The sequence below is a fragment of the Paraglaciecola sp. IT1134 genome (assembly GCF_058068185.1).
In genome coordinates this window covers 2,962,310-2,982,318 of record NZ_CM176486.1, presented here as the reverse complement: position 1 = coordinate 2,982,318, position 20,009 = coordinate 2,962,310, and the positions used below count along the sequence as shown (strand labels likewise).

Below are 20,009 nucleotides of genomic sequence, written 5' to 3'. Positions count from 1 at the left end.
TTAAAACGAGCGGCTGTGCCGCTCTTTTTTTTATCGGAAAATAAGAAAATGACCAAGGTTTATAATTTTTGTGCCGGACCGGCTATGTTACCGGAAGCTGTTATGCAACAAGCTCAAAGTGAATTCGTCAACTGGCAAAACCAAGGCTGCTCAGTGATGGAAATCAGCCACAGGAGCAACGAATTTATTGCCTTGGCGACCCAGGCTGAACAGGATTTGAGAGATTTACTGAGCATTCCTGATAACTACAAAGTGTTATTTACCCATGGCGGTGGTCGTGGTCAATTTTCTGCGGTGCCGATGAATCTGGCTGCTGCTACCGACAGTGCCGATTATTTGGTCAGTGGCTCCTGGTCAAAAAGTGCCGTGGAGGAAGCCCATAAATATGTCAATGTAAAGGTGCTGGCTGAAGCCGGCTTTCAAAACGGGTTATTGGCCATGCCCGAGCAGTCCCAGTGGCAAATAAATCCAGATTCAGCCTATGTGCATTATTGTCCAAATGAAACCGTGGATGGCATTGAAATCGATTGGGTTCCCCAATCCGGAAATATTCCATTGATAGCGGATATGTCATCTAATATCTTGTCCAAACCCATAGATGTGAGCAAGTTTGGGGTGATTTATGCCGGTGCACAGAAAAATATTGGCCCTTCTGGCTTGTCTGTGGTGATCGTGCGCGATGATTTATTGGACAGAGCGCGCAGTGAAACACCTTCCATAATGGAATACGGCATCATCGCCAAACATGACTCCATGTATAATACGCCACCAACCTTTGCGTGGTATTTGGCTGGATTGGTGTTTAAGTGGCTTAAAGCCCAAGGCGGCGTTGAAGAAATGGCTAAGCGTAACCTGGCCAAATCTCAGTTGTTATATGGGTGCATCGATCAGTCTGATTTTTACTATAATAAGGTGGCTACCCATTATCGCTCACGGATGAACGTTACCTTTCATTTGCGCTGTGCTGAATTAGATAAGCAATTTCTGCTGGAATCTGAAGCCGCTGGACTTAAGGCATTAAAAGGCCACCGTATAGTGGGTGGCATGCGCGCCAGTATCTATAACGCCATGCCACTTGCTGGCGTGCAGGCACTTGTAACTTTCATGCAAGATTTTGCTAATAGGAATGCGTAGTGATGAGTCAACCTCCGTCTTTATTACTTAAGCCTATTAAACACATTTCCGGCAGTGTTAACGTGCCAGGCTCTAAAAGTTTGTCTAACCGAGCTTTATTATTGGCAGCCATGGCCAAGGGCCAAACCCATTTAACGAATTTGCTCGACAGCGATGATATAAGGCATATGTTAAATGCGTTAACACAATTAAAGGTAGATTACCGCCTGTCCGATGATAAAACCCAATGTTGGGTAACCGGTCTGGGTGCACCATTTTCAGCTAGCCAAATACAAAGCCTGTTTTTGGGTAATGCTGGAACCGCTATGCGCCCCTTATGCGCCGTCCTTGCCACGTCGACGGGGGAATTTGAATTAACCGGCGAGCCTCGCATGGAAGAACGCCCAATAGGTGCCTTAGTCGATGCTTTACGCCAGGCGGGAGCAGAAATAAGCTACCTAAAAAAACCGGGCTATCCGCCACTTAAAATAACCGGTAAGGCGTTAAACGGTGGCAAAATAAGCGTTGATGGCAGCGTTTCCAGCCAGTTTTTGACAGCCCTGTTAATGGCTGCACCATTATTTGCCCACAATTCGAGCATTGAAATTGTCGGTGAGCTGGTGTCCAAACCCTACATCGACATTACTTTGAGCATCATGGCCCAGTTTGGGGTGACGGTTGTCAATGATAATTATCAAACCTTTACCATCCAGGGCGCGCAGCAATATCAGGCCCCCGGGGAATTTTTGGTGGAAGGAGATGCGTCATCCGCCTCTTACTTTTTAGCGGCAGGTGCAATTAAAGGTGGGACGGTAAAGGTCACGGGGGTGGGTGAAAAAAGTGTTCAAGGAGATATTCGTTTCGCTGATGTACTGGAAAAAATGGGCGCGAGGATCACCTGGGGTGACGATTATATCCAGGTACAGGGGGCGCCTCTGACAGCGGTGGATATGGATATGAATCATATACCGGATGCAGCCATGACCATCGCCACTACAGCCTTATTTGCCAAAGGTACCACCTCCATTCGCAATATTTATAATTGGCGGGTCAAGGAGACGGACCGATTAGCAGCTATGGCTTGCGAACTCAGAAAGGTTGGGGCAGAGGTGATAGAGGGTAACGATTTCATTACAATTACGCCTCCGGAAAAACTGCTCGAAACGGATATTGATACCTATGATGATCACCGTATTGCCATGTGTTTTTCCTTGGTCGCTTTAGGGGATACCGCTGTTACGATTAACGATCCGGGCTGTACGGCAAAAACGTTTCCGGATTATTTTGCCCGACTAAAACAGATCAGTAGCTAGCTAATGGCGACCATGGCCATTTGTCGATCTCGTCGACTCTTTTTCTGTCCTGTCGTTCATTGCTTATCTACACTCAATGCGTATAATTGCGCGCGATTTTCATAAGCTCAGGAGAGAGCATGCAAGCATTTCCCGTCATTACTATCGATGGTCCAAGTGGCGCCGGTAAAGGTACGGTAAGTACCTTACTGGCAAATCGTCTTGGTTGGCATTTTCTAGATAGCGGCGCAATTTATCGAGTGCTGGCTATCGCATCTATTCATCATAAAATTGATCCCAGTGACGAGATTGGCTTGTTACCATTAGCCACAGGGCTAGATGTTAGCTTCGCGCCAGGAGATAACGGCAGTAAAGTCATACTGGAAGGTGAAGATGTCACCGATGACATTCGTTCAGAGGAAGTTGGCTCGGTTGCCTCACAAATTGCGTCTTTGCCAAGTGTGCGTGAGGCCCTATTACGCCGTCAAAGGGCGTTTAAGGAGTCCCCAGGTCTGGTTGCCGATGGACGAGATATGGGCACGGTAGTTTTCCCGGAAGCCGAGGTGAAAATATTTCTAACCGCAAGTGCTAATCAGCGAGCGCAAAGACGATATTACCAGTTGAAAGAAAAGGGGTATGATGTTAGCATATCGCGCCTTTTGACGGACATTGAGGCTCGCGATGAGCGCGATTCTAATCGCACTGTTGCACCTTTGGTGCCGGCAAAAGACGCACTTGTGGTAGATTCAACTGAGTTGAATGTAGAGCAAGTGCTTGAAAAGATTAGTGAATTTGTACGTTCTAAACTAGCAGTAAATTTTTAGCGTATTGATTAAAGTATGTAACTGCCCAACATCAGGATGACAGTTGGCAATTAATAACAACCCCACGTTAGCCGGATTGCAGTGTGGATGTCAAAATGAAACATTTAACTTAACTATGACTGAAAATTTTGCTCAACTATTCGAAGAAAGCTTAAAAGTAATTGAAACCCGTCCAGGTGCGATTGTCAAAGGTACTATAGTATCTATTGATAAAGACATCGTGCTAGTAGATGCGGGTTTGAAATCTGAAAGTGCTATTCCAATTGAACAGTTCAGAAATGCCGATGGCAGCCTGGACGTTGAAATTGGCGATCAAGTCGACGTTGCTCTAGACGCAATTGAAGACGGGTTCGGCGAAACTATATTATCTCGCGAAAAAGCCAAACGTCACGAAGCCTGGGTTGAGCTAGAAAAAGCTTTCGATGACAAAGAAACGATTAAAGGTGTAATCAATGGTAAGGTCAAAGGTGGCTTTACGGTTGAAGTAAATACAGTTCGTGCATTCTTACCTGGTTCGCTAGTTGACGTACGCCCAGTACGCGACACGACTCATCTTGAAGGTAAAGAACTAGAATTTAAAGTAATCAAGTTAGATGCCAAACGTAACAACGTAGTTGTTTCTCGTCGTGCGGTTATCGAAGCTGAAAGCAGTGCTGAACGTGATTCTTTGTTGGCTAACCTTGAAGAAGGCCATGAAGTTAAAGGTATCGTTAAGAACTTGACTGATTACGGCGCATTCGTTGACCTTGGTGGTGTTGATGGTCTGTTACACATTACCGATATGGCTTGGAAACGCGTTAAGCACCCGAGTGAAATCGTTAATGTTGGTGATGAAATTAACGTTAAAGTCCTTAAGTTCGACAAAGAGAAATCACGTGTTTCTCTGGGTATGAAACAAATGGGCAACGATCCGTGGCAAGAAATTGCTGAGCGTTATCCTGAAGGCGCCAAATTAAGCGGCGCGGTAACTAACCTGACTGATTACGGCTGTTTCGTAGAAATCGAAGACGGCGTTGAAGGTTTGGTTCACGTATCTGAAATGGATTGGACCAACAAAAATATTCATCCTTCTAAAGTGGTTAATTTGGGTGACACTGTTGAAGTTATGGTATTGGAAATTGACGAAGAACGTCGTCGTATTTCACTTGGCCTGAAACAGTGCAAACCTAACCCTTGGGAAGAGTTTGCTAAAGCGCAAGTTAAAGGCGATAAAGTCAGCGGTAAGATCAAGTCAATCACTGACTTCGGTATCTTCATCGGCTTGGACGGCGGCATCGACGGTTTGGTACATTTATCAGACATTTCTTGGAACAAGACTGGCGAAGACGCTGTTCGTGAATACAAGAAAGGCGACGAGATATCAGCTGTTGTATTACAAGTTGACCCAGAGCGTGAGCGTATCTCTCTAGGTGTTAAACAGATTGAAGAAGATCCGTTTAACCAGTATCTGACAGACACCAAAAAAGGTGCTATCGTTGTTGGTACTGTTACTGCTGTTGACGCCAAGGGCGTTACCGTTAAGCTAGCTGATGAAGTTGAAGGATACATTCGCGCCACCGATTTGGCTCGCGAACGTGTCGAAGATGCCTCCGAAGTTGTTGCTGTTGATTCTGAGATTGAAGCCAAATTTATGGGCGTAGATCGTAAGAATCGCATCGTTAACTTGTCTGTTAAAGCCAAGGATCAAGCTGACGAGAAAGACGCAATGGATAAAGTTAATCAGCACGAAGAAGTTGGTTTTGCCAATGCCTTTGCTGAAGCCTTTAAAGCTGCGAAAAGCGACGATTAATCCAGCCAGGTGCGCATGTATGCGCACCTTTAAAATCACTTACAGCGTTTTGTTTGTTGAAGGAGAGTTTATATGACCAAGTCAGAACTTATCGAAAGACTAGCGGATAAAGCCCGTCACGTACCTTCAAAAGACGTTGAGTTGGCTATTAAGGAAATGCTTGAGCAAATGGCGCAAACCCTGCAAAAGGGTGAACGTATCGAAATCCGCGGATTTGGCAGCTTCTCATTGCATTACCGGGCACCACGCGTTGGACGCAATCCCAAAACCGGTGAAACTGTTGAGTTGGACGGTAAATACGTCCCTCACTTTAAACCTGGTAAGGAACTGCGCGAACGGGTCAACGAAGATTTAGTAAGTTGATTTTTCGATAAATCATTCAAACGGCACTCCAATTGGAGTGCCGTTTTTGTTAGAGTGGTATTAATTTACGAATGTGCTCTTCCAATATGGGTCACGGATGGTTAATCTCGTGGGAGCAAAATCATAATTAAACGCTAACATTGAGATATGGATCTACCCAGAGGTAAAAAAATATGAAGTTTAAGGGGTTATTATCTCTTGTAGTGGTGCTGGTATTACTCCTGATAGGCGGTTTTCTGGGCTCGCAAAATACTCATAGTGTCATGGTGAATTACCTCGTAGCAGAGGGTGAATTACGGGTGTCAGTGTTGATGCTGGTGATGTTGCTAGTTGGGGCCGCGTTATCGGCGATATTATTTACCAGTTATATTTTGCGTTTGAAATGGCGCATCCTTAGTTTACAGCGCCAGCATAAAAAATTGGTTCGCGTTGAAAAAACTTAATTATGCTTGAACTGTTATTCCTTTTGTTGCCTGTTGCAGCCGGCTATGGCTGGGTAATGGGGCGAAATAGCGTGCGTCAGGCGCAACGTAAACAATCCAGCATCCTCTCTAAACATTATTATAAGGGACTCAACTTTTTGCTCTCCGATGAGCCAGACAAAGCTGTTGATACCCTGATAAAAATGATCAACCTGGACAGTGATACGGTTGAAACTCATATCGCCATGGGCAAATTTTTCCGCCACAGGGGCGAGTTGGACCGTGCCATACGCGTTCATCAAAACCTGGTCAGTAAAGAGCAAATTTCCCCCACCCAAAGAGAGTCCGCCCTCAAAGAACTCGGACGTGATTACGTTCTGGCAGGATTTTTGGAACGGGCCGAAAATGCCTTTTTGCAACTATTAAACAGTGATAAACATTATCTCGATGCCCAGCAACAATTATTTGATATTTACCAGACCACTAAAGATTGGACTCGGGCCATAGAATTAGCCGAAAATATGATGGAATGTCATGGGGACAGCGATGAGCTTTGTGCCAGAGTGGCACATTTTTATTGTGAACAAGCCACCATTGAATTACGTAACAAAGACTATTTATTGGCGGAAAAAAACCTGCAAAAGGCCATCAATGTCGATCAGACCACTGTTCGCCCCTGGTTAATGCTCGGTAAAATGTCCATAGAGCAAGAACAATACCAGACGGCTATTGAATATCTGAAACAAGTACCCTTACGAGATATATCCTGGTTTAGTGAAGCAGTTCCGCTGATAGAACAAAGTGCCCAGGCTCTGAATGATATGTCTCAGTTAGAGAGTATTTTGGACCAGTATTGGCAACAGTGTGCCACCGCTTATTTGGCCAAGGTCAATTTGATGGCACAACGTGGTGAAGCCGAGGAAGCTGCACAAGTGCTGGTACAACAATTACGTCGTCACCCCACCATGAAGGGTTTCAAAACCCTGATGGGCTTGTATATTGAGCAGCCGACACAAAGTGAGTCGGTTCACAGCCTGACCCTGTTAAAAGGTTTGGTGGAAGAACAAATTAAACAACGACCCAAATATCGTTGTCACAGCTGTGGCTTTTCCGGAAGCCAGATCCATTGGTTATGCCCTTCGTGTAAAAAGTGGGGTTTAGTCAAACCCATTAAAGGATTAGATGGAGAATAGTTGAAAATGCATGATCCCAAAGTTGTTGTTGCCCTTGACTTTGACTGTAAAACCCAAGCGATGAACTTTGTCGATAAACTTGAGCCGAGCTTATGTCGGTTGAAAGTCGGCAAAGAGATGTTTACTTATTTTGGCCCCGAATTTGTCAAGTCATTGGTGGCCAAGAATTTCGATGTATTTTTAGACCTTAAATTTCATGATATTCCCAATACGGTTGCTAAAGCCTGTACCGCTGGGGCGGATTTGGGTGTGTGGATGTTAAACGTACACGCCTCGGGTGGCAGTACAATGATGGATCAGGCAAGGCTTGCCGTCGAACGTTTTGGACAGGACAGACCGTTGATAATTGCGGTGACCGTGCTCACCAGTATGGATCAAGCCCAACTTCAGGCCATTGGCGTTACCACTAGCCCCATGGAGCATGTTCTGACCCTGGCCAAATTGACTAAACAAAGTGGATTGGATGGGGTGGTGTGCTCGGCTCAAGAAGCCAGCATGCTCAAAACGCGACTCGGCAGTGATTTTACGTTAGTTACGCCAGGTATCCGTCCTGTTGGCGTTGAAAGTGGCGATCAAAAACGCATTATGACCCCTCGACAAGCAATTGATGCCGGCGTGGATTATTTGGTCATCGGCCGACCTATTACCCAATCTGCGGATCCTCTGGCCACCTTGTTGGCGATAAACGAAAGTATCCTCTAATTATCTAACGGCGAGGTTGACTAACAAACGAAAAGGGCCACTGAATAAGTGGCCCTTTTTATATATTAGCGCCGAATTAGCCGTTTAATGCTGTTTTCGGATCGGTATATTCCAGGCCAAGTTCCCGGCCCAAGGCATCAACCACCGCCTTGTACGTTACCATGCCTTGGTGCACATTCATGCCATTTAACAAGTGGGGATCATCCAACATGGCTTGTTTAGGGCCCTTATTTGCCAATGCCAAACCAAAGGGCAGGGTGGCATTATTTAGAGCCATAGTCGATGTTCTTGCCACACCGCCTGGCATATTGGCTACGCAGTAATGCACCACACCATCAACCACATAAACAGGATCTTGATGAGTAGTCGCTTTGGACGTCTCAAAACAACCACCTTGATCGATGGCGACATCAACTACTACCGAACCTTCTTTCATGTTTTTGATATGTTCTCGGGTCAAAAGCTTAGGTGCCGCTGCCCCCGGAATTAACACCGCGCCGATAACCAAATCTGCCTTTGATGAATAATGCTCAATGGCATCTACAGTAGAAAATACGGTTTTTAATCTGCCGTCGAAAATGTCATCCAGTTCTCGCAAACGGGTTAACGAACGATCCAAAATGGTAACATCTGCACCCAGACCCAAAGCCATCTTGGCGGAATTGGTGCCGACTACTCCACCACCTATTATCAGCACTTTACCAGGGGCAACACCAGGTACGCCACCTAACAAAGTACCACTGCCACCCTGGGCTTTTTCCAGATAATGGGCACCAGCCTGAACGGCCATTCTGCCGGCTACTTCACTCATAGGGGCAAGTAATGGCAAACCGTTACGGTTATCGGTGACGGTTTCATAGGCGATACAAGTTGCACCGGATTCGATAAGGAGTTTGGTTTGACCTGGGTCCGGCGCCAAATGTAAATAGGTATACAGGGTCTGGCCCTTGCGTAACATCTTACACTCGTTTGGCTGAGGCTCTTTGACCTTCACAATCATATCGGCTTTAGCAAACACTTCTTGCGCATCTGAGGCAATGTCGGCGCCTGCAGCGATATAATCTTCATTGGTGAAACCGATAGATGTGCCTGCATTGTCTTCAATCAGGACTTGATGCCCGTAGGTAACAAATTCTTTGACCGCACCCGGGGTAAGACCCACCCGATATTCATGATTTTTTATTTCTTTTGGTACACCGATTAGCATATGTCGAAACCTTAATTAGTTGGCGTTAGGAGTAACGCTGTATGTAAAAGAAGCGCCGCAAGTATAGAGTAAGCCAGCAAGAAAATTATTCTGAAAATTCAAAAGATAAAGTTTAATATATGGCTAAACGGTAATAACCCAGAATATTATATGCTGATAAAAACTCCGAAACACATTGACCGGATAGATAGAAATATCCTTATTGAGCTGCAAAAAAATGGCAGAATATCGAATATTGATCTCGCCACTAAAGTTGGTCTCAGCCCCAGCCCTTGCCTGGAAAGGGTTAAGCGCCTGGAGCAACAAGGTTATATACTGGGTTATCACGCTCGAGTTGATCCCCATAAACTGGGGGCCGCGATGTTGGTATTTGTGGAAATTACCTTAACAAAGACCTCGGTGGACATCTTCGAAGAATTTTCTGCTGCGGTGAGATTACACGATGACATTCAGGAGTGTCATCTGGTATCCGGTAATTTCGATTTTTTGCTCAAAGCCAGGGTCGCAGACATGTCCAGTTATCGAAAACTACTGGGGGATACCCTATTGCGGCTCCCAGGAGTGAGTGCGTCACGTACTTATGTGGTTATGGAAGAAATAAAAGACACCACCATGTTGAAAATTAATCCACGATAAAGGCGAAAACTACGAGCTGGTTAAATACTCAGCATAAGATTGCCTCCAACTAGGATTTTAGGTGAAGCACTGGTATCTTATACAGCTCTAATTTTAGTAGACACTTAATGTTGATAAAAAAATCTATGGCAAGACTTACAGGTATGCAGCGGATTATGGAAGTAGGTATGATGCTCAGTTGTGCATTTGCTTTTTTCATATTACTTGCTTTGGTTTCTTTTCATCCCGCTGACCCCAGCTGGAGTCAGGCAGGGTTGCAAGGTGGCGTTCACAACTGGGTGGGGGCTATAGGGGCGTGGCTGGCGGATATTTTGTTTTTTACCTTTGGTTTTATCGCCTACGTTTTTCCCTTTACCGCCGCGTTTGCCGGTTGGTTTATGTTTCAACAAAGAAAAAGCATCACCGAGTTTGATTATTTGACCATTGGTTTACGCATCATTGGTTTATTATTGGCTCTGGTAGGAGCCGCAGGCATTGCCAGTTTGAATTTTAATGATCTGTTTTATTTTTCTGCCGGCGGTATGTTAGGTGACGTAGTCAGTGCTTCATTGATCCCTTATTTGAATTTCGCCGGTACGGTATTGTTATTACTAAGTTTATTTTGCACCGGTTTTACGCTATTAAGCGGCATTTCTTGGCTCACAGTAGTAGATAAGCTTGGGGGGCTGACTCTGGGTATATTTCGCACAATGTGGGGTTTGCCAGAGAAAATTCAGCAAGTCCCCATGCTGCGCTTAGGTTTTAGAAAACAGGACAACGAAGCGTTGGTAGACGAAGCCGCCAGTCACGCGCCACTATATAAACCGGTTAATCAGCGAGTCGAGCCTTCAGTCCCCCCAAGCAGCGCGCCCGCATTTAGCATACCTGAAGAGGCACTGTACGGAACACAAAAGGAGACTCAACCGGCTAACCCTAGCCCTATATCAATCAGTGAACTGCGTAATAAAATCAGCAAAGTGGGCAAGGTAAAGTCCAATCCTAAGGTAGAGCCTCAAATAGGCGATATTGAAAAGCCAGGGGAGCAAGACGAACAGCTGATTGAACAAGGCGATGTAAATGCTCCGCAAGAAGCATTGCCTTCCTTTGATTTACTTGATCGAGCAGACAAGGTACTTAATCCTATTACCCCAGAGGAACTGGAATTAGTTTCCCGATTATTGGAAGAAAAACTCGCTGATTTTAATATTGAAGCACAAGTGGTTGGGGTCTACCCGGGACCGGTGATCACCCGTTTCGAGATGGACTTGGCGCCTGGTGTTAAAGTCAGCAAGATCACCGGATTATCCAAAGATTTAGCCCGGGCCATGTCGGCTATCTCGGTACGTGTAGTGGAAGTCATCCCAGGTAAATCAGTAATTGGACTGGAACTGCCAAATAAAAACAGGGAAATGGTACGTCTTAGCGAAGTTATCAGCTGTGATGCTTTTCAACACGCAGACTCTCCCTTAACCATGGTATTGGGGGCGGATATATCCGGCGAGCCCGTGGTGGTTGACTTGGCTAAGATGCCCCATCTGTTGGTGGCGGGTACCACGGGCTCAGGTAAATCTGTGGGGGTCAATACCATGATCCTCAGCTTGTTATACAAATCCAGCCCAGATGATGTGCGTATGATAATGATCGATCCCAAAATGTTGGAGTTATCGGTCTATGAAGGCATTCCGCATTTGTTAACCGAAGTCGTGACGGATATGAAAGACGCCGCCAATGCCTTACGCTGGTGTGTAGGGGAAATGGAACGTCGTTATCGTTTGATGTCTGCTTTGGGCGTTCGAAACCTTAAGGGCTACAACGCTAAAATAGCCGCTGGTATTGCCGCTGGTGAGCCGATTAAAGATCCCCTGTGGAGATTTGAAGAGAGCATGGAGACCCGGGCCCCTGATCTGGAAAAACTGCCGGCCATAGTGGTAGTAGTCGATGAATTTGCCGACATGATGATGATAGTCGGTAAAAAGGTTGAAGAGCTGATAGCACGCATTGCCCAAAAGGCGAGGGCGGCGGGCATTCATCTGATCCTGGCTACCCAACGCCCGTCTGTGGACGTGATAACCGGGTTAATCAAAGCTAACATACCCACTCGAATTTCTTTTCAGGTGTCATCTAAAATCGATTCACGCACGATACTCGATCAACAAGGTGCAGAAACCCTGTTGGGCATGGGGGACATGCTGTATTTACCCTCAGGCACTGGCGTGCCTACTCGTGTACATGGGGCTTTTGTAGATGATCATGAGGTGCACGCTGTGGTGGCGGATTGGAAAAAACGCGGCGAGCCGCAATATATAGACGAAATATTAAGTGGTGATGCCGGCGCTGAGGTCTTGTTGCCTGGCGAACAAGCCGAAGGCGCGGATCAGGAGTTCGACGTATTTTATGATGAAGCCGTGTCTTTTGTGACTGAATCCCGCAGGGCATCGGTGTCAGGTGTACAACGCAAATTTCGCATCGGTTACAACCGAGCGGCACGTTTAGTCGAACAAATGGAACAAAGTGGTGTCGTAACGCCAGCCGGTCACAATGGCAATCGCGAAGTTTTAGCGCCGCCACCACCAAGGGAATAAAAAGAATGTTTAAAATTCATAACGGTTTAAACCAGGGGCTCAAGTTGATTTGGGCAGCGTTATTGGTGTTTAACACACATTTTACCTTCGCAGGGCAATCAGCTGATGCTGGGGATAGCCTGAAAATAAGGTTGGCAAATCTACATAGTTTTCAGGCAAAATTCAGCCAGCGGGTGACGGATGCCAATGGTGAAGTGCTCCAAGAGGCCAAAGGCAACATCGCCTTGCAACAGCCCAACAAGGTGTTTTGGCGGCTCGATGAGCCCCATGAAAGCGTGCTCATTGCAGATGGCCAGACTCTGTGGAACGTGGATCCCTTCGTTGAACAAGTGGTGGCGGTCGAACAAGCACAAGCGGTTAAAAACAACCCGCTTATCTTACTTACTCAGCCCCTTAGTGATGTATGGGACGAATTTAATGTCACTCGCCAAGCCGATACCTTTATCATTCAGGCGATCCAGACTGATTCTCCTATCAGTCGCCTTACCCTGAATTTTCAAGGTGATGCACTGGTTGCACTAAGCATGCAGGACAGCCAGCAGCAAACCAGTGTGCTTGAATTTTTCGATGCCCAGCAAAATCAAAGCATAGCTGATTCTGTCTTTGAATTTAGCCTTCCTCAAGGCTTTGATTTGGATGACCAGCGTAACTGATGAGTGATTTATTTGATTTTGCTGGGGACGATAAAGCCGATTTCTCACCTTTAGCGGCGCGTATGCGTCCGCACAATATTGAACAATATTTTGGCCAGCAACATATAGTCGGTCTGGGTAAACCACTGCGTTTGGCAGTAAGCCGCGGACAATGTCATTCCATGATCCTGTGGGGACCTCCGGGGACGGGGAAAACCACCTTGGCGGAAATTATCGCCCTGCACTGTGATGCACATATTGAACGAATTTCAGCAGTAACCTCAGGGGTTAAAGACATTCGTAGCGCGATCGAAAAGGCCAAACAATATGCTGCCAGTCAATCCAAGCGCACCATCTTGTTTGTGGATGAAGTGCATCGATTTAACAAGAGTCAGCAAGATGCTTTCCTGCCATTTATTGAAGATGGCACTGTGACCTTTATTGGCGCAACCACTGAAAATCCTTCATTTGAACTCAACAGCGCTTTATTGTCTCGGGCCAGGGTCTATGTACTTAAGCCGTTATCCACCGATGAGTTACGGGATATAGCCAGTCGTGCCTTGAGCGATACACCACGAGGCTTAGGGCAGTCGAACCTTACAATGGATAATGACGCCATGTCGTTGCTTGTGCAACTGGCAGGCGGTGATGCCAGGCGTCTGTTGAATTACCTGGAATTATCTGCAGATTTTGCGGAACAGGGGATCATTACGCCTCAAGTGGTTAAACAAGCGGTAGGGGATAAGGTTGCCCAGTTTGATAAAGGGGGTGATCAATTCTATGACATGATTTCTGCCTTTCACAAGTCGGTACGGGGATCCGCACCCGATGGGGCCCTGTATTGGTATGCGCGCATGCTAGTGGCTGGGGGGGATCCCTTATATGTAGCACGACGTTTATTGGCGATAGCCACCGAGGATATTGGTAATGCGGATCCCCGGGCCATGCAAGTGTGCCTCAACGCCTGGGATATTTTTCACCGGGTAGGGCCCTCCGAAGGGGAAAGGGCGATTGCCCAGGCAACTTTATACTGTGCAGCCGCTCCTAAAAGTAATGCAGTATATAATGCCTTCAAAAGTGCCGTGAATGATGCCAAAAATCTGGTGGATTATCCGGTGCCAGATCACCTGCGCAATGCACCCACTAAATTAATGAAAGAGTTGGGTTATGGTGAACAATACCGCTATGCACATAATGAACCCCATGCGTTTGCGGCCGGTGAATCTTATATGCCGCCAGAACTCAAAGACACCCGTTATTATCATCCTAACGAACGCGGACTTGAGATCAAGCTTAAGGCAAAGTTGGACTATCTCGCTGATTTAGATAGGCAAAGTATCCAAAAAAGGTACACATAAATGCAGCACAGCGTAGCCATTTACAGTTTTATTGCACTAGGTGGGGCCACAGGTGCCTGTTTGCGCTTTTTTCTATCGCATTTAATGCTCCAGTGGTTTGGCAAAGGGTTTCCTTTTGGTACACTTCTGGTCAATGTGATTGGTTCATTTTGTCTGGGGTTTCTTTACGCATTAATCGAGCACGGACACATAGAGATAATTATTTGGCGCACTACCATAGGAATTGGTTTTCTGGGGGCGTTAACGACATTTTCCACTTTTTCAGTCGATACAATTTTGCTGCTGCAGCAGGGCTTGTGGCTCAAAGGGATAGTCAATATCTTTTTGAATCTTGTCTGCTGCTTATTTGCCGCATGGTTAGGCACACAACTAGTAAAAGGTTAATTTATACAACATGTTAGACGCAAATTATTTACGCAACGAGATACAACAAGCAGCAGTAAAGTTACAAAAACGTGGCTTCAAATTAGACGTGGCATTGTTCTCGCAGTTAGAAGAAAGGCGTAAATCTCTACAAATACGCACTCAAGAATTACAAAATGAACGCAATGTGCGCTCAAAGTCCATAGGTAAAGCCAAGGCCTCAGGTCAAGATATCGCGCCATTACTGGCCCAAGTGGGGCAGCTGGGTGATGAACTGGATAAGGCCAAAGCGGAATTAGTCACACTGTTGGACGAGATCCACACCTTGGCGTCACATTTACCTAATCTGCCGGATGATTCCGTTCCTGAAGGCAAGGACGAACAGGACAACGTTGAAATTAGTCGCTGGGGAACGCCCAAATCCTTTACCTTTGAGGTTAAGGATCATGTGGATTTAGGCGCTGACCTGGACAATGGTCTGGATTTTGAAACCGCTACTAAATTGACCGGTTCACGTTTTGTGGTCATGCGAGGTCAAATCGCTCGCTTAAACCGTGCCTTGTCGCAATTTATGCTGGATTTACATACCCAGGAACATGGCTATCAGGAAATGTACGTACCTTATTTGGTTAATGACGATAGTATGTATGGCACAGGGCAATTCCCCAAGTTTACAGGGGACGCCTTTCATACCAAACCGGCCACAGAAGAAGGCCAGGGCTTGTCACTCATCCCCACAGCTGAAGTGCCTTTGACCAATACCGCCCGTAACCAGATCTTTGCCGCCGAGCAGTTGCCTGTCAAAATGACTGCCCATACCCCTTGTTTTCGCAGTGAGGCTGGATCTTACGGCCGCGATACCCGCGGACTGATACGCCAACATCAATTTGATAAAGTCGAATTGGTCCAACTGGTGGATCCGCAACATTCCTTTGAGGCCCTGGAAGAGTTAACCGGCCATGCCGAAAAAGTGTTGCAGTTGCTTGAACTGCCTTATCGAAAAATGCTGTTGTGTACCGGTGATATGGGCTTTGGCGCCTGTAAAACCTATGATTTGGAAGTCTGGTTACCCGCTCAAGATACCTATCGTGAAATATCATCATGTTCTAACATGCTGGATTTCCAGGCACGCAGAATGCAAGCACGTTTCCGCAACCCCGAAACGAACAAGCCGGAGTTATTGCATACTCTAAATGGTTCGGGTCTAGCAGTAGGGCGCACGTTAGTGGCGATCCTGGAGAACAATCAGCAAGCAGATGGCAGCATAACCGTGCCCAAAGTTTTGCAACCTTATATGCGGGGACTGAGTGTATTAACTAAACAAGCTTAAACTAACTCGATTTAACATTAACTATTGTAGTGTTACAAACACTTGGCAGGTTTAGGTAAGCCGGCAATTTTGGTGGCTTGTTTGGCTGGGCCTTTTTTAAATAACCGAAACAGGTAACGGCTGTTGCCTTTTTCTGGCCCGAATTTCAGCTGCATCGCTTTAACCAGTGCCCGCATTGCCGGACTGGTATTATATTCAAGGTAAAATTCCCGCACAAAATTGACGACTTCCCAATGGCTTTCGGTCAGTTCAATTTCCTCAGTTTGGGCCAATAACTGTGCTAAAGCCGGATGCCAGTCTTCAACGTTAAGTAAATAACCGGCTTTGTCGACTGGGATGGTTTTTCCTGCAAGTTCAATTTGATATGACATGTGTTCTCTCAACTTAACACTTCAATTAGCTCGTATTGCGCCCTTACCAGCTTAGGCTGTGCTCATAGACCAGAGTCAACGTGACAAACGCCGCATAGTCTATTATTTCGACACTGAGGGTCCCTGAGCCCAGGCCTCGGGCTTGTATATCTTCGTTTAAGACGTACAGCTTTTCGATTCCAGCTAATTGCTGGTGTAAACGTTGATCTGTCAGAGCGTAAACACCGTCCTGGATCAATAATAGCCCGTCTTGTTTTGTCATGCGATTAAGACACTGGCTCAATGTCTGGCTGGCAAAGGGGCTGGTACTGACAATATGTAAAACCATTAAAAACTCATCAGGTGCTGGTGCGAAGCTAGCAAGGTTTTTAATTGATCACCGCTTAACACTTTAACGGAGATACATAAATCGTCAGGGGTTAAATTACGCAGGGCCAAACTTTGTTCGCAGACGTAAATATCATCGATATCGTAAAAGGTCAGGGCGGCGAAGGTTTTACTGTAATTCTTGGCTTGTACCTGCTCTGGAGACTGGGCCTTTAACAATTGGAACACCCCATCGTCGATAAAAATTAAACAGACCGCTTGACCGAAATTTGCCGCGGCTATGGCTAGATCCAGGCTTTCCTGACCATTTGCCTGACCATAAGGCGCGCTTCTGTTGATAATGGCAATGCTGATTTTGCTCAAAATTGGATCACTCGATCACTTCCATGCAGCAGTTCAACCAAATCGCCTAAGCCCACCTCAAAAAAAGGTGCAGTTAAATTATAGTGTTCTCTGTCTGCGTCTTTGGCATCCAGTTGATTGATTATTCCCCGGCGGTTGGCGGCCGTGACACATACCTGCAAGTCGACATTATGCTCCTTGCTGAGATTCACCCAGGCCTGGTAAAGATGAAACTCGTCAGAATGCCCAGCTTGAAAGCTATTGCTGTTATGCACGCCAGCCTGATAAAAGAACACACCTTTGACCTGATGGCCTAACTTTATGGCAGACAAGGCAAACCGGTAAGCGCTATACGCATGTTGCTGATCAAAAGGGGGGTGAGTAACCAATAAACTAAACGTTGCCATATCGCGCAAACTATACCAAATAAACGTGTACAAATAAAAACACCCCGACTAGCGGGGTGTTAGCGTTGTTTCAACTAATATTAGTCATCGCCACCGAAGACACCTAACAGATGCAGTATGGAAATGAACAGGTTATAGATGTTCAGGTACATGGAAACCGTGGCGCGAATATAATTGGTTTCACCGCCATTGATGATGCGGCTGGTATCATACAAGATGAAACCTGACATGATAAACACTATAGCCGCGCTAACGGCCAGACTTAACGCTGGGATTTGAAAGAAGATGTTAGCCAGCGAAGCAACGACTGCCACAATCAAACCCACTATTAAAAACCCACCCATAAAGGAGAAGTCTTTTTTGGTGGTCAATACATAGCCAGATAGCCCGAAAAACACTAAGGCCGTTGCGCCAAATGCTTGCATGATTATTTCAGAACCACCCTGCATGCCAGCATAATAATTAAGTGTGTAGCCAAGCGAACCGCCCAGTAAACCGGTAAAAGCAAATACAAACAAGATGCCCATTGAACTTTGCGACGCTTTATTAAGGAAAAATATCATTACTAATGCGGCGAGGTTCATGCCTAATGCCACGCCAGGGCCAATACCAATGGCGGCAGTGATACCGGCACAGATTGCACTAAAAGTTAAAGTCATTGCCAACAACATATAGGTGTTGCGCAATACCTTGTTAGTTTGCAGTACCGAGGGTTGTGCGGTGTTGCTATAGGTAGATCGTTGTTCCATTGTTACCTCCAATAGGTAAAGTGATGTTATTAAAAACTAGATTATATGAATATGATGCAGTTGTATGGTGTTTCGTTCACTTTTTCAAGTGCCTAAAGCGATAATCGGCTACTTTATTCGTAAGTTGATGTAAATACCGGCACTGTGATTGATTTGTGTTCATTTAAATTACTTTAGCAAATTAAGACTTTACAAGACCCTTAAACGTTATTAATATTCGCCCCCTCAATTCGGAGAGGTGGCAGAGCTTGGTTTAATGCACCTGACTTGAAATCAGACGTAGGGTCAAACCTACCGTGGGTTCGAATCCCTCCCTCTCCGCCATATTGTTAATTTTGTCCCGGCTATTTCGGGGTTGTATACAAAATAGCATCATAAAAATTTGGATAGCTGGCAGAGCTCGGTTTAATGCACCTGACTTGAAATCAGACGTAGGGTCAAACCTACCGGGGGTTCGAATCCCTCGCTATCCGCCATATTAAAAAAAAACCGCACAAGTTGCGGTTTTTTTGTGCTTCAAATGAAGAACAAATTTAAACGGGAGGGTGAGAAGCCCCGCGGTTCGAGCGAATGCCGGGAGCATTCACTACCGCCACAGGCGCGCGGAGCGTCAGGCACAGGGACGTGCCTGAGTACATCCCTCGCTATCCGCCATATTAAAAAAACCCGCACAAGTTGCGGGTTTTTTTGTGCTTCAAATGAAGAACAAATTTAAACGGGAGGGTGAGAAGCCCCGCGGTTCGAGCGAATGCCGGGAGCATTCACTACCGGCACAGGCGCGCGAAGCGGACGCTGCGCCAGGCACAGCGACGTGCCAGAGTACATCCCTCCCGTCAGCCATATAAACAAAGCCCCACCTTTGCACCGTTTTTGTGACAAGCGACTTACTCGAGGCGAAATAAGTAAATTACTTGCCTCTATTTTCCCAGCCTAACCACAAGCAATATAACCGTGACTTTAGGCAGTGATTTCCTTTATGCTCCCTTTTAAAGGCGGTAAAAATATTATTGAGTTAGGTAAATGAGTCGAGAGCATAGTCAAATGCGGGAGTTATCGGTCGCTGAGGTTCCTAACCGTTGTCGCTGTGGCGGCTCTCCGAGCATACCCATGCAGGTAGCTGGTTGCAGTAACAGGTGGCTTATTCAATGTCAGGTGAAAACCTGCTGTGCAAAAAATATTGGTCAAGGTTTAAACGATACCATACTAGGCTGGAACAGATTGAGTACTCATTTTTACCGTTAAGTACACGTTAAGCGACGTTAACCGTGAAATACCCCAAATAAACTGCTTAAAAACGAAATTCATTGCTGAAATAAATCTCGTTTTATGTGATATTTAGTCCTTATTTTGCGAAGAATTACTCTCCACTAGGAGCACAGCTACTTGATAAAAATGTTGTTGGTCGATGATCATGAACTGGTCAGAACCGGTATAAGGCGTATTTTAGAAGACGTACAGGATTTTGTTGTGGTGGGGGAGGCTACTACGGGGGAAGAGGCGGTGAAGTTTTGCCGCAAAAATAGCCCGGATTTGGTATTAATGGACATGAGTATGCCGGGAATTGGGGGATTAGAAGCCACCAAACAAATATTACGTTTTAGTGAAAATACCCGGGTGATCGTGTTGTCCGTACACAAAGAAAATCCCATACCGGCCAAGGTTATGCGCATGGGGGCGTTTGGTTATTTAACCAAAGACTCTGATCCCCAGGAGATGATCCGCGCTATCCGTAAGGTAGCCGCCGGACAAAAATACGTGTCGCCGGATATCGCCCAACAAATAGCCATAGGGGCGTTGGATTTTAGCAATGGTAATCCCTTTGAATGTTTGTCTGAACGGGAACTCGAGATCACCCTGATGTTGACCAAGGGGGCCAAGGTGCCTGATATCGCCAGTTATCTTAATATCAGTGCCAAGACAGTCAATACGTATCGTTATCGCATGTTTGATAAGTTAAGTGTTAGTACAGATGTCGAACTTACCCACTTGGCTTTGCGCCACAAGTTGATAAATTCAGATAATTTGTAA

The 20,009-nt window shown here is 46.0% G+C and carries 21 protein-coding genes and 2 tRNA genes; 17 read left to right on the top strand and 6 right to left on the bottom strand.

Going from position 1 to position 20,009, the window contains the following annotated elements:
* The first annotated feature begins 48 nt into the window (after positions 1–48).
* The 8 genes from serC to pyrF all read left to right on the top strand — a co-directional run bounded on the left by serC (position 49) and on the right by pyrF (position 7,698).
* Complete coding sequence (serC, locus tag AC3RV5_RS13005) at positions 49–1,134, top strand: 3-phosphoserine/phosphohydroxythreonine transaminase (RefSeq protein WP_489728064.1); 1,086 nt, start codon at positions 49–51, stop codon at positions 1,132–1,134.
* Positions 1,135–1,136: 2 nt separating this feature from the next.
* Positions 1,137–2,426: a 3-phosphoshikimate 1-carboxyvinyltransferase gene (aroA, locus tag AC3RV5_RS13000; RefSeq protein ID WP_489728063.1), complete on the top strand. Its 1,290-nt coding sequence runs from the start codon at positions 1,137–1,139 to the stop codon at positions 2,424–2,426.
* Between the two features lie 119 nt (positions 2,427–2,545).
* Positions 2,546–3,229: a (d)CMP kinase gene (gene cmk, locus AC3RV5_RS12995; RefSeq protein WP_489728062.1), complete on the top strand. Its 684-nt coding sequence runs from the start codon at positions 2,546–2,548 to the stop codon at positions 3,227–3,229.
* A 115-nt stretch (positions 3,230–3,344) separates the two neighbouring features.
* Positions 3,345–5,018 carry a 30S ribosomal protein S1 gene (gene rpsA, locus AC3RV5_RS12990; protein WP_489732160.1) on the top strand — a complete coding sequence of 558 codons (1,674 nt, stop codon included), beginning with the start codon at positions 3,345–3,347 and terminating at the stop codon, positions 5,016–5,018.
* Between the two features lie 72 nt (positions 5,019–5,090).
* A complete protein-coding gene (ihfB, locus tag AC3RV5_RS12985) occupies positions 5,091–5,381 on the top strand; it encodes an integration host factor subunit beta (protein WP_489728061.1) in 291 nt (96 codons plus the stop codon).
* A gap of 173 nt (positions 5,382–5,554) precedes the next feature.
* Positions 5,555–5,824 (top strand): lipopolysaccharide assembly protein LapA domain-containing protein, encoded by a 270-nt coding sequence (locus tag AC3RV5_RS12980; protein ID WP_489728060.1) that lies wholly within the window; start codon positions 5,555–5,557, stop codon positions 5,822–5,824.
* A 2-nt stretch (positions 5,825–5,826) separates the two neighbouring features.
* The gene (lapB, locus tag AC3RV5_RS12975; protein ID WP_489728059.1) at positions 5,827–6,996 is read left to right on the top strand and encodes a lipopolysaccharide assembly protein LapB; all 1,170 of its coding nucleotides are present in this window, start codon (positions 5,827–5,829) and stop codon (positions 6,994–6,996) included.
* A 6-nt stretch (positions 6,997–7,002) separates the two neighbouring features.
* Positions 7,003–7,698, top strand: a complete 696-nt coding sequence (gene pyrF / locus AC3RV5_RS12970; protein ID WP_489732159.1) for an orotidine-5'-phosphate decarboxylase — start codon at positions 7,003–7,005, stop codon at positions 7,696–7,698.
* Between the two features lie 76 nt (positions 7,699–7,774).
* Here the strand turns inward: pyrF and ald are convergent, their stop codons facing one another.
* A complete protein-coding gene (gene ald, locus AC3RV5_RS12965; RefSeq protein ID WP_489728058.1) occupies positions 7,775–8,905 on the bottom strand; it encodes an alanine dehydrogenase in 1,131 nt (376 codons plus the stop codon).
* Between the two features lie 150 nt (positions 8,906–9,055).
* Here ald and lrp point away from each other — a divergent pair, with 150 nt between their 5' ends.
* From lrp to serS, 6 genes are all read left to right on the top strand, one after another.
* Positions 9,056–9,541, top strand: a complete 486-nt coding sequence (lrp, locus tag AC3RV5_RS12960) for a leucine-responsive transcriptional regulator Lrp (protein ID WP_489728057.1) — start codon at positions 9,056–9,058, stop codon at positions 9,539–9,541.
* A gap of 125 nt (positions 9,542–9,666) precedes the next feature.
* Positions 9,667–12,102 (top strand): DNA translocase FtsK, encoded by a 2,436-nt coding sequence (locus AC3RV5_RS12955; protein ID WP_489732158.1) that lies wholly within the window; start codon positions 9,667–9,669, stop codon positions 12,100–12,102.
* Between the two features lie 5 nt (positions 12,103–12,107).
* The gene (lolA, locus tag AC3RV5_RS12950) at positions 12,108–12,755 is read left to right on the top strand and encodes an outer membrane lipoprotein periplasmic chaperone LolA (protein ID WP_489728056.1); all 648 of its coding nucleotides are present in this window, start codon (positions 12,108–12,110) and stop codon (positions 12,753–12,755) included.
* Complete coding sequence (locus tag AC3RV5_RS12945; protein ID WP_489728055.1) at positions 12,755–14,092, top strand: replication-associated recombination protein A; 1,338 nt, start codon at positions 12,755–12,757, stop codon at positions 14,090–14,092. The genes lolA and AC3RV5_RS12945 overlap by 1 nt, the downstream gene beginning before the upstream one ends.
* Positions 14,093–14,476, top strand: a complete 384-nt coding sequence (crcB, locus tag AC3RV5_RS12940) for a fluoride efflux transporter CrcB (protein WP_489728054.1) — start codon at positions 14,093–14,095, stop codon at positions 14,474–14,476.
* A gap of 10 nt (positions 14,477–14,486) precedes the next feature.
* Positions 14,487–15,785: a serine--tRNA ligase gene (gene serS / locus AC3RV5_RS12935; RefSeq protein ID WP_489728053.1), complete on the top strand. Its 1,299-nt coding sequence runs from the start codon at positions 14,487–14,489 to the stop codon at positions 15,783–15,785.
* 32 nt (positions 15,786–15,817) lie between these two features.
* Here the strand turns inward: serS and AC3RV5_RS12930 are convergent, their stop codons facing one another.
* From AC3RV5_RS12930 to AC3RV5_RS12910, 5 genes are all read right to left on the bottom strand, one after another.
* The gene (locus AC3RV5_RS12930) at positions 15,818–16,156 is read right to left on the bottom strand and encodes a TusE/DsrC/DsvC family sulfur relay protein (protein ID WP_489728052.1); all 339 of its coding nucleotides are present in this window, start codon (positions 16,154–16,156) and stop codon (positions 15,818–15,820) included.
* A 43-nt stretch (positions 16,157–16,199) separates the two neighbouring features.
* Positions 16,200–16,484 (bottom strand): sulfurtransferase complex subunit TusB, encoded by a 285-nt coding sequence (gene tusB, locus AC3RV5_RS12925; protein ID WP_489728051.1) that lies wholly within the window; start codon positions 16,482–16,484, stop codon positions 16,200–16,202.
* The gene (gene tusC, locus AC3RV5_RS12920) at positions 16,484–16,846 is read right to left on the bottom strand and encodes a sulfurtransferase complex subunit TusC (RefSeq protein WP_489728050.1); all 363 of its coding nucleotides are present in this window, start codon (positions 16,844–16,846) and stop codon (positions 16,484–16,486) included. The genes tusB and tusC overlap by 1 nt, the downstream gene beginning before the upstream one ends.
* Positions 16,843–17,232, bottom strand: a complete 390-nt coding sequence (tusD, locus tag AC3RV5_RS12915) for a sulfurtransferase complex subunit TusD (protein WP_489732157.1) — start codon at positions 17,230–17,232, stop codon at positions 16,843–16,845. The genes tusC and tusD overlap by 4 nt, the downstream gene beginning before the upstream one ends.
* A gap of 80 nt (positions 17,233–17,312) precedes the next feature.
* Positions 17,313–17,981: a Bax inhibitor-1/YccA family protein gene (locus tag AC3RV5_RS12910; protein WP_489728049.1), complete on the bottom strand. Its 669-nt coding sequence runs from the start codon at positions 17,979–17,981 to the stop codon at positions 17,313–17,315.
* Between the two features lie 232 nt (positions 17,982–18,213).
* Between AC3RV5_RS12910 and AC3RV5_RS12905 the strand changes: the two genes are divergently transcribed.
* The 3 genes from AC3RV5_RS12905 (at position 18,214) to uvrY (ending at position 20,009) form a co-directional block, all read left to right on the top strand.
* Positions 18,214–18,305 (top strand) — tRNA-Ser (locus tag AC3RV5_RS12905).
* 60 nt (positions 18,306–18,365) lie between these two features.
* A tRNA-Ser gene (locus AC3RV5_RS12900) sits at positions 18,366–18,457 on the top strand.
* A 907-nt stretch (positions 18,458–19,364) separates the two neighbouring features.
* Positions 19,365–20,009 carry a UvrY/SirA/GacA family response regulator transcription factor gene (gene uvrY, locus AC3RV5_RS12895; protein WP_489728048.1) on the top strand — a complete coding sequence of 215 codons (645 nt, stop codon included), beginning with the start codon at positions 19,365–19,367 and terminating at the stop codon, positions 20,007–20,009.

Excerpts from the sequence above, each read along its gene's own strand:
- lolA (WP_489728056.1), top strand. The coding sequence starts at position 12,108 with ATGTTTAAAATTCATAACGGTTTAAACCAGGGGCTCAAGTTGATTTGG.
- AC3RV5_RS12910 (WP_489728049.1), bottom strand. The coding sequence starts at position 17,981 with ATGGAACAACGATCTACCTATAGCAACACCGCACAACCCTCGGTACTG.
- AC3RV5_RS12945 (WP_489728055.1), top strand. The coding sequence starts at position 12,755 with ATGAGTGATTTATTTGATTTTGCTGGGGACGATAAAGCCGATTTCTCA.
- tusB (WP_489728051.1), bottom strand. The coding sequence starts at position 16,484 with ATGGTTTTACATATTGTCAGTACCAGCCCCTTTGCCAGCCAGACATTG.
- crcB (WP_489728054.1), top strand. The coding sequence starts at position 14,093 with ATGCAGCACAGCGTAGCCATTTACAGTTTTATTGCACTAGGTGGGGCC.
- pyrF (WP_489732159.1), top strand. The coding sequence starts at position 7,003 with ATGCATGATCCCAAAGTTGTTGTTGCCCTTGACTTTGACTGTAAAACC.
- AC3RV5_RS12930 (WP_489728052.1), bottom strand. The coding sequence starts at position 16,156 with ATGTCATATCAAATTGAACTTGCAGGAAAAACCATCCCAGTCGACAAA.
- lapB (WP_489728059.1), top strand. The coding sequence starts at position 5,827 with ATGCTTGAACTGTTATTCCTTTTGTTGCCTGTTGCAGCCGGCTATGGC.
- serC (WP_489728064.1), top strand. The coding sequence starts at position 49 with ATGACCAAGGTTTATAATTTTTGTGCCGGACCGGCTATGTTACCGGAA.
- ald (WP_489728058.1), bottom strand. The coding sequence starts at position 8,905 with ATGCTAATCGGTGTACCAAAAGAAATAAAAAATCATGAATATCGGGTG.
- rpsA (WP_489732160.1), top strand. The coding sequence starts at position 3,345 with ATGACTGAAAATTTTGCTCAACTATTCGAAGAAAGCTTAAAAGTAATT.
- lrp (WP_489728057.1), top strand. The coding sequence starts at position 9,056 with ATGCTGATAAAAACTCCGAAACACATTGACCGGATAGATAGAAATATC.
- ihfB (WP_489728061.1), top strand. The coding sequence starts at position 5,091 with ATGACCAAGTCAGAACTTATCGAAAGACTAGCGGATAAAGCCCGTCAC.
- tusD (WP_489732157.1), bottom strand. The coding sequence starts at position 17,232 with ATGGCAACGTTTAGTTTATTGGTTACTCACCCCCCTTTTGATCAGCAA.
- cmk (WP_489728062.1), top strand. The coding sequence starts at position 2,546 with ATGCAAGCATTTCCCGTCATTACTATCGATGGTCCAAGTGGCGCCGGT.
- serS (WP_489728053.1), top strand. The coding sequence starts at position 14,487 with ATGTTAGACGCAAATTATTTACGCAACGAGATACAACAAGCAGCAGTA.
- AC3RV5_RS12980 (WP_489728060.1), top strand. The coding sequence starts at position 5,555 with ATGAAGTTTAAGGGGTTATTATCTCTTGTAGTGGTGCTGGTATTACTC.
- aroA (WP_489728063.1), top strand. The coding sequence starts at position 1,137 with ATGAGTCAACCTCCGTCTTTATTACTTAAGCCTATTAAACACATTTCC.
- AC3RV5_RS12955 (WP_489732158.1), top strand. The coding sequence starts at position 9,667 with ATGGCAAGACTTACAGGTATGCAGCGGATTATGGAAGTAGGTATGATG.